We start from the raw sequence: 14,382 nt of genomic DNA, 5'->3' as shown, positions 1-14,382 counted from the left end.
CTTTCAAGCTGTAGCCAACAACGCTGCAACTTGGAAATCATTGGGTATTGCTCTCCCGGCGAGTCTGGTTGTAGGGCCAGAGGCGTGTGCCGTTCGGAGAAGGCTGTTAACTGATTTTGTTTGTTATTTTTATTCAGCCAGTGCCGCGCGGGTTGGCAGCCCTTCGCTGTCGCCGATGGCCTGGATCGCCAGCGAGCCGATTTTATTGCCGCGTTGCACCGCCTGTTTCAGCGTTTTGCCCTCCAGCAGGGCGCTGATCGTCCCAACGGCAAAGCCGTCTCCTGCACCTACGGTATCCACTACGTTGCTGACTTTTATCGCCGGTACTCTGGCCCGATCGCCGGCGGCGGTTTTAAACCAGGCGCCGTCCGGGCCGGTTTTGATGATCACCGCTTGCACGCCGCGTTCCAGGTAGAAATCGGCGATGCCTTCCGGCGTGGATTGGCCGGTAAGGATTTGCCCCTCTTTGAGCCCCGGCAGTACCCAGTCGGCGGCGAACGCCAGCTTGTTCAACTGATCGATCATCACCTGTTGGCTGGACCACAGCACTGGGCGCAGGTTGGGATCGAATGAAATGGTCTTGCCCATGGCGCGCATTTCACGGGCGGCATGGTTGCACAGCTCCAGCGATTGGCCGGACAGGGCCGCAGCCACGCCGCTCAGGTGCAGATGGCGTGCGGAGCCGAAGTAATCGCGGTTAAAGTCGGCGGTCGACAAATGGCTGGCCGCTGAGCCTTTGCGGAAATATTCCACGCTGGGATCGGTACCATCCGTGGTTTTAGATTTGATCTGAAAACCGGTCGGATAGTTGCCGTCTACCGTGACTTGCTGGAAGTTAATGCCTTCTTTTTTCAGCTGTTGCAGGGCGAAACGGCCGAAAGCGTCGTTGCCGACCCGGCTGACCCAGCCCACGTTCAGGCCCAGGCGCGCAAGGCCAATCGCCACGTTCAGCTCGGCACCGGCAATGCGTTTGGTGAAGGTCTCGACTTCAGCCAGATCGCCGGTTTGCGTGGCCACGAACATCGCCATGGCCTCACCCAGCGTAACTACGTCCAATGGCGCATTACGCGCCGCTGTCAGCGTTGTCATGATGTTTACTCCGCACGCAGAAGGTTAACGTAGTGGCGGGTAACGGCTTCCAGGCTGTCACCCTGCAGAGGGAATTCGATGCCACGCGGCGCATCCAGCGGCAGGCGGGCCAGCAGTTCGCGCCAACTGCCGTCGGTGTCGTCCAGCGCCACTGCGCGCCAACCGCGCGGGCCGTGGGTGGCGGCTTTAACGTGAACATAGCTGACGTGCTGCGCCAGGCGCTCTGCGGCGGCGAAGGCGTCTTGCCCCACCCAGTGCCAGTTGGCCATATCGAACGTCATGCTGACCGGCAGGCGGTTGTCTTCCGCCGCATGGAAAAAGGCATTCAACAGCGACAGGATGCCGCAGTCAGGGGTCTGGTCATTTTCCACCACCAGCTTGACCGGGTGCTGCTCCAGCGCCACTTTCAGTTCGGTAAAATCGAAGCCCGGTTGGTAATGCCCAAGGGAGAGTTTCAACTGACGTGCATGCAGCACCTGAGCTTCCGCCAGCAGCGCCGGCAGGTTTGGGTTCAGCGTATGCTGTGGGGTAAACAGCGCTTCAGGAGCGGAATAAACGGCAAACAGCTGCTGCTGTTCAATCGCCTGAGCCAGCGCCGGCAGGCTTTCCAGCTCTTGGGCGGAAAACAGCTCGCGGCGTATCTCCACACCATCCGCGCCCGCCCCGGCAATGATCGGCAGTAAAGCGGCTTGCCCGCCGTGTTGCTGAACCACATCGGTGCCGTATGCGCCGGTCACTACGATAATTTCTCTTTTCATTTTGGCTCCTGAGGTGGCGTTATTCCCACCGCTGCTGTTAAGGGTACGTTAAATGGAACCGGTTCCAGGTGAAAGCGACAGAATGTAAAAATATGATCGCAATCACGAACATGAGCAAAAAATAGTCTTTCGAGGGAGGCGAGAGGCGCCGTAAACCGCGCCACTGCTGGGGAACGAGGAGGTTAGCGGGTGGTGGAGCCGCGCACGATCAGTTCACCGGAGAACATCTGTTCGCCGATCGGCGCATCCAGGCCCTGAATACGTTGCACCAGTTGTTCCAGCGCCGCGTGGCCCATTTCATAGGTCGGCTGCTTCAAGGTGGTAATGCCTACCCCCGCCAGTTCGGCCCATTCCAGCTCGTCAAAGCCGAGCAGGCCGATGTCGCTGCCCCATTGAATGCCCAGCCGGCGCATGGCGCGCGCGACCTGCAACGTCAGCGCGCCGTTGGCGGAAATCACCGCTTTGCGCATGCCGCGGTGGCGGGCGTTAAAGCCACTGAGCACGCTTTCCAACTGCTTCAGGTCGTTAAGCGGCGTCTCGGCCTGTTCGGCCAGCAGCCCGGCATGTTGCGCCATGGTTTGGTTAAAGGCGTGCAGCCGCTCCAGCCGGGTATTGACCGTGCCGATGGGTTCACTGAGAAACAGGATGGCTTCGAATCCCTGCTGCAACAGATGTTCGGTGGCGGTGGTCGCCGCCTCATGGTTGTTCAGGCCGACCACGTCGCAGGCGAAATCAGGGATTTTGCGGTCGATCAGGACCATCGGCAGCATGGATTGTTGCAGCGTCGACAAGGCTTCTTCACGCATGCCGACGGCGTTGACCACGATGCCCTCCACCCGATAGCTGCTGAGCAGCTGCAGGTAGTGTTGCTCCTGATTGACCTCGTTATTGGTGTTACACACCAGCAGGGTAAAGCCGTGTTGACGGCAGGCGGCTTCGATACCGCGCATGACGTCCACCGAGTAGGGGTTGGTGATATCGGCGATGATCAGGCCAATCAGACGCGTTTGCCCGCCCTTCAGGCTGCGGGCCATCTGGCTCGGCCGGTAGTCGAGCTGGTGGATTGCCTGTTCGATGCGCTGTTTGAGATCGTCAGAAAGCAGGTGCTGCTCACCATTCAGATAGCGCGATACGCTGGTCTTGCCGGTTTTGGCGGTTTTCGCCACATCGCTGATGGTGGCGCGCCCCGAGGCGCGCATTGCCTTAACAGTGCTCACTGCCGATCTCCCCTGCGGTTAATTGCCAAGGAGACTACCACACCCGGCGTGGGGCCGGGAATGTTGAATGGCAGGTTGTGTGTGACTAAGGGATAGGTGCAAAGCGAGAAGCGGCGGGGCTTGGCGCCCCGCACGGGATTACTGCAGCGGGCTGAGGGTGATCTCGACGCGGCGGTTTTGCGCCTTGCCTTCCGCCGTGCTGTTGGAGGCGATCGGATTATCCGGGCCTGCGCCTGAGGTGCGGATGCGGTTTGCCGCTACGCCCTGGGTAATCAACGCGCTGCCCACGCCGTCGGCGCGTTGCTGCGACAGGGTCATGTTCAGGGCGCGGGAACCGGAGCTGTCGGTATAGCCAATCACGTTAACCGCCGTTTTTGGGTATTCCTTCAGCACCATGGCAACGCCGGTCAGGGTATTGGCGCCCGCCGGTTTCAGGGTGGCGCTGCTGCTGTCGAAGGTGACATTGTTCGGCATATTCAACACGATATTGTCGCCTTGGCGGGTGACGCTGACGCCGGTGCCTTTCATTTTGTCGCGCAGCTTGGCTTCCTGCACGTCCATGTAATATCCCGCGCCGCCGCCCAGCGCCGCACCGGCTGCTGCGCCGATCAGCGCACCTTTGCCGCGGTCTTTTTTCGACGAGGAGATCATGCCCACGCCGGCACCCAGCGCCGCGCCAAGGCCGGCGCCAATACCGGATTTACCGGCTTCAGATTCCCCGGTGTACGGGTTGGTGGTACAGGCTGACAGCGTGAGCGCAACGCTCACCGCGCCGGCAATAATCGCAATGCGTTTCATGTTTTTTCCTCAACAAGCGGATAGAAGCTGAGCCTGTTATCAGGGAAAAATCAGAGGAATACCATGCAGCGGATTCTGAATTGACCGCATCCCGGTGCGGGATGCGTTATTTTTAAGCGAAATCGACAGGGTTCAGACGGCCGGCGGCCAGTTCATGATCAGCGTATAAGCTTGGGTTTCTTCATTGTACAGCCGTTGGGATACCTGAAAACCCTGCTTGCGGTAAAACGCGCAGGCACGCAGATTTTGCTCATACACCTCAAGGCTCAACCGGGGATAGCGCTGCTGTACGTGCGTCATCAGCGCCTGGCCGACGCTGTGGCCATGAAAGGCTTGTTCGACAAACAGCGCGCCGATAAAACGGTCATCCAGCACGCTGATAAACCCGACGATCTCCCCTGCGTGACAATACGCCCAGCTTTGCGCCCGCGGCAGATAGCTATCCCGCACCAGCACAGCGCTTTCCCGCCAGTAGCTTTCCACCACAAACGGGTGGGCGGCGATGGTGCTGGGCAACCACAGGGCCATCAGCCGCGGAATATCGGCCGGGCGGCAGGGGCGGATCATTTCTGCTTTGGGTAGCAAATACACCCGGTCAGATGATCGTTCACCAACCCGCAGGCCTGCATAAAGGCGTAACAGATGGTGGAGCCGATAAATTTGAAGCCGCGTTTTTTCAACGCTTTGGACAAGGCATCGGACAGCTCGGTTTTCGCCGGCACCTGGCTCAGCGCTTGCCAGCCGTTGAGCTGTGGCTCGCCGCCGACAAAGCCCCAGATAAAGGCGGAAAAATCTTCGCCGGCCGCTTCCATGGCCAGGTAGGCTCTGGCGTTAGTGATGATGGCTTCGATTTTGCCGCGATGGCGGATGATGCCGCTGTCTTGCAGCAGCGTTTCCACGTCCTGCTCGGTCATGGCCGCCACCCGTTGCGGATCGAAATTGTGGAAGGCGCGACGGTAATTTTCACGCTTTTTCAGCACCGTGATCCAGGAAAGCCCGGCTTGCTGGCCTTCCAGGCACAGCATTTCAAACAGTTCACGCGCAGCGGTGGTCGGTGCGCCCCATTCTTTATCGTGATAGTCGAGATATAACGGATCTGCCGTCACCCAACCGCAACGTTCGCTGGCCATACTGCCTGTCCTTAAGCTGTGTTTATTTACAGTAATCATCGCCCGAAGTGGCAAGCTTGGCAAGCCCCTGATTGTTTTATCATCAACTGGCTTGACGTGACGGAAAAGCCAGCAATATTTACTAGATGGCCGCAGGCAGAAAAAGGCCAATGATAAAAAACGGGTTTCCTTCATTTGCTGGCTCTCAGGAGTCTCTTCATGCCTCTAAAAATAACTCGCATGCCCCGCCCGGCGGTGCTTGCAGTGGCGATATTATGCAGTATGACTACCCCGGCGCTGGCCTATGACCAGGTTTACGTATTTGGCGATAGCCTGAGCGATACCGGCAACAATGGCCGCTTTACCTACGACGGCAATAAACACCTGCTGTATGACGAAGTGCTGGCGCAACGCATCGGCGCCGCGTTGGTGGCATCGGACGACGGTGGCTACAACTATGCCGCCGGCGGCGGTGTGGCGGTGCCGGCGCTCAACCCGGCGGACAATACTCAGGATCAGGTGCAGAGCTACCTTGGCCGGGTCGATGGCCGGGCCGATGGCGAGGGGCTGTATATTCACTGGATTGGCGGCAACGATCTGGCGGCGGCGGCGTTAAACCCGACAACCGCGTCGGACGTGGCCTATAACAGTGCAGCCGCCGCCGCCGTGCAGGTTCGTTCGCTGTTGAATGCCGGCGCCGGTACGGTGATCGTACCGACGGTACCGAATATTGGTTCAACGCCGCAGCTGATGGAGCTGATTATCCAGCAGGCGCTGACGCCGGTGCAGGGCGCCGCAGTACAGGCGGCCTATGCCACCCTCAATTCACTGACTACGCCGGATAATGCTTCGCGCACTCAGGCTATCCATCAGGCGCTGACTTCCGCCGCCGCACAGGCCAGCGCAATCCCGCAGGTGCAGCAGGCGATTGCCGCACAGCTGATTGCCGCCTTTGACAGCCTGAGCGCTCAGGCCGCGCAGTTGACCGATTTTTATAACCAGAGTGAGGATCGCTTATTGGCGCAGGGCGGTGGCAATGTTGTTCGCGTCGACGTGAACAAGCTGTTCGCCGAGGCGATAGCCAATCCGGCGCAGTTTGGCTTCGCCAATACCGCCGGCATGGCTTGTCCGGCCGGGGTGTCGTCGGCGGTGTGCAGTTCCGCCACGCCTGGCTTCGACGCCAGTCAGTCCTATCTGTTCTCCGATCATTTTCACCCCAGCCCGCAGGCGCATCTGTTGATTGCCGATTACATTCAGGCGGTGCTGGATGGCCCGGCGCAGGTGGTGGCTCTGAATCAGGCGACGGCGGCGATGGCGCGTGACAGCCGCGCGATGCTCGACAGCCGTTTCCAGCAATTGCGCAATGGCGACAATCCGCAGGGATCGCTGGGCGTCTTCGGTGGCTATGCCGGGCAGCATTATGATTACTCGGCCAATAAGGCGGCGGGCGACGGCAATGCCACCACCCATAATCTGACGGTTGGGGTAGATTATCAGTTGGCCGAAGGCTGGCTGATTGGCGCGCTGATATCCGGTTCCAATGACGATCAGCAGCCGTCCAGCCGCTATGAATACAAGGCGCGCGGCCTGCTGTTGTCGGCCTTTACCGCCCTTGATCTGTTTGAGCACGGCTGGGTGAATGCCGATCTGCACTACGCGACGATGGATTACGACGATATTCGCCGCAGCATGCAGCTCGGGCCGCTAACCCGCACCGAAACCGGCTCGACCTCCGGCAAGCAGTGGGGCGCACGCCTCACCGCCGGTTATGATTTCCCGATCACCTCTTATCTGACGACCGGCCCAATGGCGCAGTTTGCCTGGGATTACAGCAACGTCTCCGGTTACAGCGAGGATGGCAACAACAGTACCTCAATGCGCTTTAACGACCAGACCTACCATTCGCAGATCGGCGCGTTGGGCTGGCGGCTGGACAGCCAATTTGGCCTGTTTAATCCGTATGCCGAGGTGAGCTATCAGCATCAGTTTGGCGACGATGTCTATCGGGCCGGCGGTGGGCTGAAGTCCACGCAAACCTCGTTCACCCGCGACAGCGCTGGGCAGGATAAAAACTGGGTGGATGTGACGCTGGGGGCGAACATGCCGCTGACCGATCAGGTGGCGGCGTTCGCCGCCGTTTCGCAAACCGGTGGCCTGAGCAGCGGCGAGCAGTTTATGTATAACGTCGGCGTCAGCGCGCGGTTTTGAGTGGTTAATATATCCGTCAGGGGCCAGGATATCGGGCCTAGTCACCGATACAGGCTGGTGTGGAGGTGTACAGATATAACGGTGAAGTGCTAAAGGGGGGCAACAGTATATTGATGCCGGGCGGTTGAAAAGTGCGAGTTTATTTATGAGGGATTAATCGATTAGCTACGGCTTATTTGTAGCACTTGATAGGTTGAAACCAACGCTATAATACGGTAATCACTGCTCTCCGCATGGGACATACAGCCCGTGACTGTACTTTAGTACAACTATCATTCGAGCCTAAAAGACTTTATTGTCACCTCAGAAAAACAAGACACACATTACAAAAAAAACTGATCCTGAATCAGGATCAGATAGCCAATTTGGCCAACACCAGGGAAATAATTTTAGATATTATTGTTTTCTATATTTTGATTGTCAATTTCTTTCTTTCACCCTGTCATTTGGTGGGGTGAGGAAGTTATTGGTTTTTTTTTCCTGATATCTAATAGTGTTCCCTTCCTCCTTGCTTACTCATAATATCTGGTTGGATTTGTTGTGTTCCTGCTTATTTTGTTATTAAAATTAACACACAATGTGTCTGAATACTTTTGCAGATAGCCGTTACCATTCCTTCTTGTTTACCCACCTCACCCCAGTACTCTGATGAGATTGATTTTGAATTATTAATCTGATTATATTTACTCGTTGTTATTAATTATCTCGTATGGATAACCTAAAATGTCTGTCCTAATAAGCAGTTTTAAATAGGGTGTCGAGATTTTTTCTTGATTATGCTGAAAGAAATTTTCATGTTATAATTTCTAATTGAAACGGATTTTTTATTTTTTCAGGAGACTATCTAGTGTCAAATTCATTCTTCAATAATGAAATAATTAACACCTCCATAAAAAATATCCTGGAAGATAAACTTAGTGAATACAGTAATGTGAAGTATGCTTATGCTATAATGAATAAAAGAAATCCAGCTAATTTTGCGATCATTTCAAACAGAACAGAGTGGTTTAAGTTTTATACGGAAAATAACTATCAATTTATCGATCCAGTTCTTATTACCGCTTCACGTCGAATTACACCTTTTTCTTGGGATGAAAACTTGATGATAGATCCAGGATTAAAACTACCAAGAATTTTTGATATGGCAAAAAATTACAATGTAGTTAATGGCTATACATTTGTGTTGCACGACCATAATCATAATTTGGTGGTGCTTTCTATCATGATAGATAAACATTGTGACGATAATATAGAGGAAAAAGTAGCGGCCAACCAAGACAAACTCCAGATGCTGCTAATCGCCACCCATGATAAAATCACTAAACTTTACAAGGAAATGAATAGCCCCGCATACTTTGATAAAATGAACAATAAAGAAATATTCTCGAAGCGTGAGAATGAGATAATTTACTGGGCGAGCATGGGGAAATCCTATCAGGAGATTGCACTCATTCTGGGGATCAAGCTCACCACAATAAAATATCATATCGGGAATGCTGTCAAAAAATTAGGCGTTACAAATGCCAAGCATGCTATCAGGCTAGGAGTTGAGCTGCAGCTCATCAGACCCGTGCTCTCTGACGCGGAAGGTTAACGGCCAGGCATCGCGCACCGGGGTTAAGCCCGAGTGGGCTAAGTTGATGCGATCCACCAATATCTGCTGGTTACGATCGTCAACTGGCATGTAAATCAGGTAAATTCGCTGATTTTTCTCTGACTGTCCTTGCTCAACCACTGAAATTTCCCAACCGGATCTTTGGAAGATAATCAACATGGGATGGCTGATAATAGCATAGATCCCTTGGTAACCGTAATTTCTCGCATAATTGATCATGGATAAAAATAGTATTGAACTGATTGGCTTCCTTTGCAGTTGCATCGCTTGTATGCGCTCTTTATCGATAAAGAGTCTGCTGGCCTCAACGAAGTTACCTTCTGGGAGTTCTATTTTATTAAAATAGGATTTAAACGTGCCGGTAATCATGTTGGGATATTTTGTTTCTATAAATCTTAGACTGCAAACGACCATTTCTTTATATGTGCCAAAAATATAGGTGGTATGTTTATTATCATACTCGTCAAACTCCATGTTGTTTTCGCAATTCACAATCCAGTCGAGGCGATCCTTAAATGTTTTTTTTCTTAAAGAGAATAACTCTTTTGATCTGTTGTCCGGTAGTAGATTATAATTCACATCAAAGATTTCTATCATTTCTACATCTTCCATAATTGAATTTTAAATTTTATTAAGTCTTACGGCGTTGGTGAGTTGTTGTAGGCAATCCTACCAGAGTCAAGTCGGCAAGTAAATTTTTAGACTTCGAGATAAGTGATGGTTGGTTGTTGTAAAAAAGTGTTTTTTTCTGTTGGTGATTGCTATTTTAATATTTAATTTTTTATGAATTACCCTTGATTTTTTATCTGATAATGTCTTTTTAAGCAGATTATTGCCGGTTTGTTATCAACTACGGAGATAATAGAAATATTATTGTCGGGAAATGCCGAAATTAACTTAATGCAGAATGCGCTGGCCTGAAGGCATCCTTGCCTTAGGGCCTTGCTGTTGTCAGGAAGAGGTTTGTTGCATGCCATTGTGGCTCGATAGCGAGCTGTCAACTCTCATCTTCCTTTCCGGTTGCAGCAGGGTCATGCACAGCATGCTGCAGAAGGATACCGCGGCGGTGGCGAAGAACATGGCGCCATAGCCGTGGTGCTGCGCCAACCAACCGCTCAGCATCGGTGCGGTGATCGACGCAATATTGGCGATCGCCAGCGTCATGCCGCTGTAAGCGCCCACCGACGCCTTCGGCGTGACGTCGATCACCACCGACCAATACACGTTATTCACCAGCGCGTTCAGCGCATTGCCCAGCGTCATCAACAAAATGATTTCGGTCGGCGTGCTCATAAACGGGATCAGCAGGAAGCAGGTGGCGGTCAGCAGCAGCGTCACCGCCGCAAACAGGTTGCGCGCCAGCCGCAGGTTGCCAAAACGCCTCAGCAGCGCATCGGCGATGCGGCCGCCGAGTAGTACGGTAAAGCAGGCACCGCTCCAGGGGATCATCGCCACATACCACAGCGAGTGCAGATCGTAGTTGAAGGTGTCCTGCAGATATTTTGGCCCCCAGGTGACCAGCACAAAGGTAACGTAGAGGAAAGAGAAGTAACCCAGGGCGTTAAACACCAGCGTGCGGTTAGTGAAAAATGCCCACCACGGCAGGTGCGGTTGTCGGCTGTCCGGTTCCTGATCGGCGCCGATGGCCGCCAGTTCGGCGGCGTTAACCCGAGGATGCTCCTGCGGCGTATCGGTAAAGACGCGGGCGAACAGCAAAATGGCGATCAGCGAGAACAGGCCCAGCAGGATAAACATGCTGCGCCAGTCATCGGTCAACAGCAGCAGCCCCACCGCCAGCGGTGCGGTGAGCAGCGAGCCCACCTGGGTACTCAGCAACCCGATGCCCAATGAAAATCCCCGTTCCTTGCGCGGTGCCCAGTTGGCGATGGTTTTGTTCATCAGCGCGTAGGCCGGGCCTTCGGCAAAGCCGAACATGATCCGCAGCGCGGCGAAGCCCATGATCGCCGAGCCACCGAACAGCGCCACCCCCAGCTCGCCGGCCCAGGCAGTAGCGATCTCCAGCAGCGACCACAGCGCCCCGGCCATCAGCCAGACTTTTTTGGTGCCGATACGGTCGGCCAGAAAGCCGCCGCACAGCGAACCGAACAAATAACCGAAGCCGAAGTAGCCCAGTACGGCACCCAGTTGCGCCTTGTTGAAGTTGAATTCATGCGAGATATCGTTGGCGGCGAAGGATAACGCGCCCCGATCGACGTAGTTGATCAGCGCTATAAAAAACACCATGGCGAAAATACGGTAGCGATAGCGGCTGTCGGTTAAGGCGTTGGTCATCAGCGAACCTCCTGAAACGTTTGATATCAGGATGCTGCAAGGTTGGTGCCAGTCTCGTCGGCCGTTGCGGGACGGGAGATGGCGGCGGTGCGGATGCGTTGAACGGGCATCCTGCATGGGCATTTGCCCTGTGATGGTGCATGAAAAGGCGACGCCTCTTCGCCGATTCGCACTTGTTGCCGGATTCTGGCTGTATATCTTACGGTCAACGGGTATACTGGCCCATTCCATATAAATCCACTTGTATCGCGTGCGAATTCAACATGCAAAAGTTTGATACCAAGACCTTTCAGGGCCTGATCCTGACACTGCAGGACTATTGGGCGCGCCAGGGCTGCACCATTGTTCAACCATTGGACATGGAAGTCGGCGCGGGAACCTCTCACCCGATGACGTGCCTGCGCGCACTCGGCCCAGAGCCGATTGCCGCCGCCTATGTGCAGCCGTCCCGTCGCCCGACCGACGGCCGTTACGGTGAAAACCCTAACCGCCTGCAACACTACTATCAATTCCAGGTGATCATTAAACCGTCGCCGGACAACATTCAGGAACTGTACCTCGGCTCGTTGAAAGAGCTGGGTCTGGATCCGACCATCCACGATATCCGCTTCGTAGAAGACAACTGGGAAAACCCGACGCTCGGCGCCTGGGGCCTGGGCTGGGAAGTCTGGCTGAACGGCATGGAAGTGACGCAGTTCACTTACTTCCAGCAGGTCGGCGGCCTGGAGTGCAAACCGGTTACCGGCGAGATCACTTACGGTCTGGAGCGCCTGGCGATGTACATCCAGGGCGTGGACAGCGTCTACGATCTGGTCTGGAGCGACGGCCCGCTGGGTGTGACCACCTACGGCGACGTGTTCCACCAGAACGAAGTGGAGCAGTCCACTTACAACTTCGAGTATGCCGACGTCGACTTCCTGTTCTCCTGCTTCGAGCAGTATGAGAAAGAAGCTCAGTCGCTGCTGGCGTTGGAAAAACCGCTGCCGTTGCCGGCTTACGAACGTATTCTGAAGGCCGGCCACACCTTCAACCTGTTGGATGCGCGCAAGGCGATCTCGGTGACCGAGCGTCAGCGCTATATTCTGCGCATCCGCACGCTGACCAAAGCCGTTGCCGAGGCCTACTACGCTTCCCGTGAAGCGCTGGGCTTCCCGATGTGCAAAAAGAACGAGAACTAAGAGGCAGCCATGACTCAACAGACTTTCCTGGTGGAAATCGGCACGGAAGAGCTGCCGCCGAAGGCTCTTCGTTCACTGGCAGAATCCTTTGCCGCGAATTTTACCGCTGAGCTCGATAGCGCCAACCTCGAGCACGGCGAAGTGAGCTGGTTCGCCGCGCCGCGCCGTCTGGCGCTGAAAGTGGCCAATCTGAGCGCCGCACAGGCCGATCGCGAAGTCGAAAAACGCGGTCCGGCGATTGCCCAGGCGTTCGACGCCGAAGGCAAGCCGAGCAAAGCGGCCGAAGGCTGGGCGCGTGGCTGCGGCATCACTGTCGATCAGGCAGAGCGCCTGGTGACCGACAAAGGCGAGTGGCTGCTGTATCGCGCCCATGTCAAAGGCCAGTCCGCGCAGGCGCTGCTGGCGGGCATGGTCAGCACTGCGCTGTCCAAACTGCCGATCCCGAAATTGATGCGTTGGGGCGACTCCGAGGTGCAGTTTGTGCGCCCGGTACACACCGTGACCCTGCTGCTGGGTGCTGAACTGATCCCGGGCACCGTGCTGGGCATCGAGTCCGCCCGCACCCTTCGCGGCCACCGTTTTATGGGTGAAGCCGAGTTCACTATCGACAACGCCGACCAATACCCGCAGATCCTGCTGGAGCGCGGTAAAGTGATTGCCGATTACGAAGCCCGCAAGGCGCTGATCAAACGTGACGCCGAGCTGGCGGCGCAGCAGATTGGCGGCAAGGCCGATCTGAGCGAAAGCCTGCTGGAAGAAGTGGCCTCGCTGGTGGAATGGCCGGTGGTGCTGACCGCCAAATTCGAAGAGAAATTCCTGGCGGTGCCGGCAGAAGCGTTGGTGTACACCATGAAGGGCGACCAGAAGTATTTCCCGGTGTATGACGCCGCGGGCAAACTGCTGCCGAACTTTATCTTCGTAGCGAATATCGAATCCAAAGATCCGCAGCAAATCATCTCCGGTAACGAGAAGGTAGTGCGTCCGCGTCTGGCCGATGCCGAGTTCTTCTTCAACACCGACCGCAAAAAACGTCTGGAAGACAATCTGCCGCGTCTGGAAACCGTGCTGTTCCAACAGCAACTGGGTACCCTGCGCGACAAGACCGATCGCATCCAGGCGCTGGCGGGCTGGGTTGCTGGCCAAATTGGCGCCGACGTAAACCACGCCACCCGCGCGGGTCTGCTGTCGAAGTGCGATCTGATGACCAACATGGTGTTCGAATTCACCGACACCCAGGGCGTGATGGGCATGCACTACGCGCGTCACGACGGCGAAGCGGAAGACGTTGCCGTTGCGCTGAACGAGCAGTATCAACCGCGTTTTGCCGGCGATGCGCTGCCGGAATCGCTGGTGGCCTGTTCGCTGGCGATCGCCGACAAGATGGACACCCTGGCCGGTATTTTCGGCATCGGGCAACATCCGAAAGGCGACAAGGATCCGTTCGCTCTGCGCCGTGCTGCATTGGGCGTTCTGCGTATCATCGTTGAGAAAAACCTGCCGTTGGATCTGCAGACCCTGACCGAAGAGGCCGTGCGCCTGTACGGCAGCAAGCTGAGCAATGCCAAGGCCGTCGACGAGGTTGTCGAGTTCATGCTGGGCCGTTTCCGCGCCTGGTATCAGGAAGAAGGTCACGCCGTCGACACCATTCAGGCGGTGTTGGCGCGTCGTCCGACCAAACCGGCGGACTTCGACGCACGCGTCAAGGCGGTGACCCACTTCCGTACGCTGGAAGAAGCGGCGGCGCTGGCGGCGGCCAACAAGCGGGTGTCCAATATCCTGGCTAAATCCACCGATACGCTGAACGATCGCGTTCACGCATCGGTATTGAAGGAAGCGGCCGAGATCCAACTGGCGACCCACCTGGTGGTGCTGCGCGACAAACTGGAGCCGGTGTTCGCGGCAGGTGACTATCAGGATGCGTTGGTGCAACTGGCTGCCCTGCGCGAGCCGGTGGACGCATTCTTCGACAACGTAATGGTCATGGCCGAGGATGACGCCGTGCGCGTCAATCGCCTGACGCTGCTGAGCAAGCTGCGTGAGCTGTTCCTGCAGGTGGCGGATATCTCCGTATTGCAGTAAGCGGTTCTGCCGTGAAAAAGGCGCCTGCGGGCGCCTTTT

Annotated in this window: 12 protein-coding genes; 4 read left to right on the top strand and 8 right to left on the bottom strand. The window is 55.7% G+C overall.

All coding sequences use genetic code 11. The annotated features are described in order from the left end of the window. Window positions 1-129: 129 nt before the first annotated feature. The 6 genes from ACUTSW_RS19875 to ACUTSW_RS19850 all read right to left on the bottom strand — a co-directional run bounded on the left by ACUTSW_RS19875 (window position 130) and on the right by ACUTSW_RS19850 (window position 4,992). Window positions 130-1,089: a sugar kinase gene (locus ACUTSW_RS19875; RefSeq protein WP_004950602.1), complete on the bottom strand. Its 960-nt coding sequence runs from the start codon at window positions 1,087-1,089 to the stop codon at window positions 130-132. Between the two features lie 5 nt (window positions 1,090-1,094). Beyond that, window positions 1,095-1,847 carry a sugar phosphate isomerase/epimerase family protein gene (locus tag ACUTSW_RS19870; RefSeq protein WP_445585184.1) on the bottom strand — a complete coding sequence of 251 codons (753 nt, stop codon included), beginning with the start codon at window positions 1,845-1,847 and terminating at the stop codon, window positions 1,095-1,097. Between the two features lie 182 nt (window positions 1,848-2,029). Then, window positions 2,030-3,046: a LacI family DNA-binding transcriptional regulator gene (locus tag ACUTSW_RS19865; protein ID WP_063198874.1), complete on the bottom strand. Its 1,017-nt coding sequence runs from the start codon at window positions 3,044-3,046 to the stop codon at window positions 2,030-2,032. A 156-nt stretch (window positions 3,047-3,202) separates the two neighbouring features. Further along, window positions 3,203-3,862 carry an OmpA family lipoprotein gene (locus tag ACUTSW_RS19860; RefSeq protein ID WP_445585183.1) on the bottom strand — a complete coding sequence of 220 codons (660 nt, stop codon included), beginning with the start codon at window positions 3,860-3,862 and terminating at the stop codon, window positions 3,203-3,205. Window positions 3,863-3,994: 132 nt separating this feature from the next. After that, window positions 3,995-4,429, bottom strand: a complete 435-nt coding sequence (locus ACUTSW_RS19855; protein ID WP_445585182.1) for an N-acetyltransferase — start codon at window positions 4,427-4,429, stop codon at window positions 3,995-3,997. Further along, window positions 4,426-4,992, bottom strand: a complete 567-nt coding sequence (locus tag ACUTSW_RS19850) for a DNA-3-methyladenine glycosylase I (RefSeq protein WP_445585181.1) — start codon at window positions 4,990-4,992, stop codon at window positions 4,426-4,428. The genes ACUTSW_RS19855 and ACUTSW_RS19850 overlap by 4 nt, the downstream gene beginning before the upstream one ends. Before the next feature lie 198 nt (window positions 4,993-5,190). On the opposite strand from ACUTSW_RS19850, the gene ACUTSW_RS19845 reads away from it, so the two are divergent. Continuing rightward, window positions 5,191-7,179: an autotransporter outer membrane beta-barrel domain-containing protein gene (locus tag ACUTSW_RS19845; protein ID WP_445585180.1), complete on the top strand. Its 1,989-nt coding sequence runs from the start codon at window positions 5,191-5,193 to the stop codon at window positions 7,177-7,179. A gap of 847 nt (window positions 7,180-8,026) precedes the next feature. Then, window positions 8,027-8,773, top strand: coding sequence for a helix-turn-helix transcriptional regulator (locus ACUTSW_RS19840; RefSeq protein WP_445585179.1), 747 nt, complete (start codon window positions 8,027-8,029; stop codon window positions 8,771-8,773). Here ACUTSW_RS19840 and ACUTSW_RS19835 read toward each other — a convergent pair. Together ACUTSW_RS19835 and ACUTSW_RS19830 are read right to left on the bottom strand one after the other, a co-directional pair. Then, entirely contained in the window at window positions 8,720-9,391 is a 672-nt protein-coding gene (locus ACUTSW_RS19835) for an acyl-homoserine-lactone synthase (protein WP_445585201.1), read from the bottom strand. The two genes, ACUTSW_RS19840 and ACUTSW_RS19835, sit on opposite strands and share 54 nt — an antisense overlap. Window positions 9,392-9,745: 354 nt before the next feature. Next, on the bottom strand, window positions 9,746-11,086 hold the full coding sequence (locus ACUTSW_RS19830) for an MFS transporter (RefSeq protein ID WP_445585178.1): 1,341 nt from the start codon (window positions 11,084-11,086) through the stop codon (window positions 9,746-9,748). Between the two features lie 263 nt (window positions 11,087-11,349). Here ACUTSW_RS19830 and glyQ point away from each other — a divergent pair, with 263 nt between their 5' ends. Both glyQ and glyS read left to right on the top strand, forming a co-directional pair. Continuing rightward, on the top strand, window positions 11,350-12,264 hold the full coding sequence (gene glyQ, locus ACUTSW_RS19825; RefSeq protein ID WP_006321728.1) for a glycine--tRNA ligase subunit alpha: 915 nt from the start codon (window positions 11,350-11,352) through the stop codon (window positions 12,262-12,264). Window positions 12,265-12,273: 9 nt separating this feature from the next. Next, the gene (glyS, locus tag ACUTSW_RS19820; RefSeq protein WP_006322899.1) at window positions 12,274-14,343 is read left to right on the top strand and encodes a glycine--tRNA ligase subunit beta; all 2,070 of its coding nucleotides are present in this window, start codon (window positions 12,274-12,276) and stop codon (window positions 14,341-14,343) included. Window positions 14,344-14,382 lie beyond the last annotated feature (39 nt).

This window comes from Serratia sp. TSA_198.1 (genome assembly GCF_052686505.1).
This window is presented reverse-complemented; position numbering and strand designations above follow the sequence as displayed.

Coding starts and splice junctions, on each gene's coding strand:
- ACUTSW_RS19855 (WP_445585182.1), bottom strand. CDS start 4,429: ATGATCCGCCCCTGCCGCCCGGCCGATATTCCGCGGCTGATGGCCCTG.
- ACUTSW_RS19875 (WP_004950602.1), bottom strand. CDS start 1,089: ATGACAACGCTGACAGCGGCGCGTAATGCGCCATTGGACGTAGTTACG.
- ACUTSW_RS19870 (WP_445585184.1), bottom strand. CDS start 1,847: ATGAAAAGAGAAATTATCGTAGTGACCGGCGCATACGGCACCGATGTG.
- glyS (WP_006322899.1), top strand. CDS start 12,274: ATGACTCAACAGACTTTCCTGGTGGAAATCGGCACGGAAGAGCTGCCG.
- ACUTSW_RS19860 (WP_445585183.1), bottom strand. CDS start 3,862: ATGAAACGCATTGCGATTATTGCCGGCGCGGTGAGCGTTGCGCTCACG.
- ACUTSW_RS19830 (WP_445585178.1), bottom strand. CDS start 11,086: ATGACCAACGCCTTAACCGACAGCCGCTATCGCTACCGTATTTTCGCC.
- ACUTSW_RS19835 (WP_445585201.1), bottom strand. CDS start 9,391: ATGATAGAAATCTTTGATGTGAATTATAATCTACTACCGGACAACAGA.
- glyQ (WP_006321728.1), top strand. CDS start 11,350: ATGCAAAAGTTTGATACCAAGACCTTTCAGGGCCTGATCCTGACACTG.
- ACUTSW_RS19865 (WP_063198874.1), bottom strand. CDS start 3,046: ATGCGCGCCTCGGGGCGCGCCACCATCAGCGATGTGGCGAAAACCGCC.
- ACUTSW_RS19845 (WP_445585180.1), top strand. CDS start 5,191: ATGCCTCTAAAAATAACTCGCATGCCCCGCCCGGCGGTGCTTGCAGTG.
- ACUTSW_RS19850 (WP_445585181.1), bottom strand. CDS start 4,992: ATGGCCAGCGAACGTTGCGGTTGGGTGACGGCAGATCCGTTATATCTC.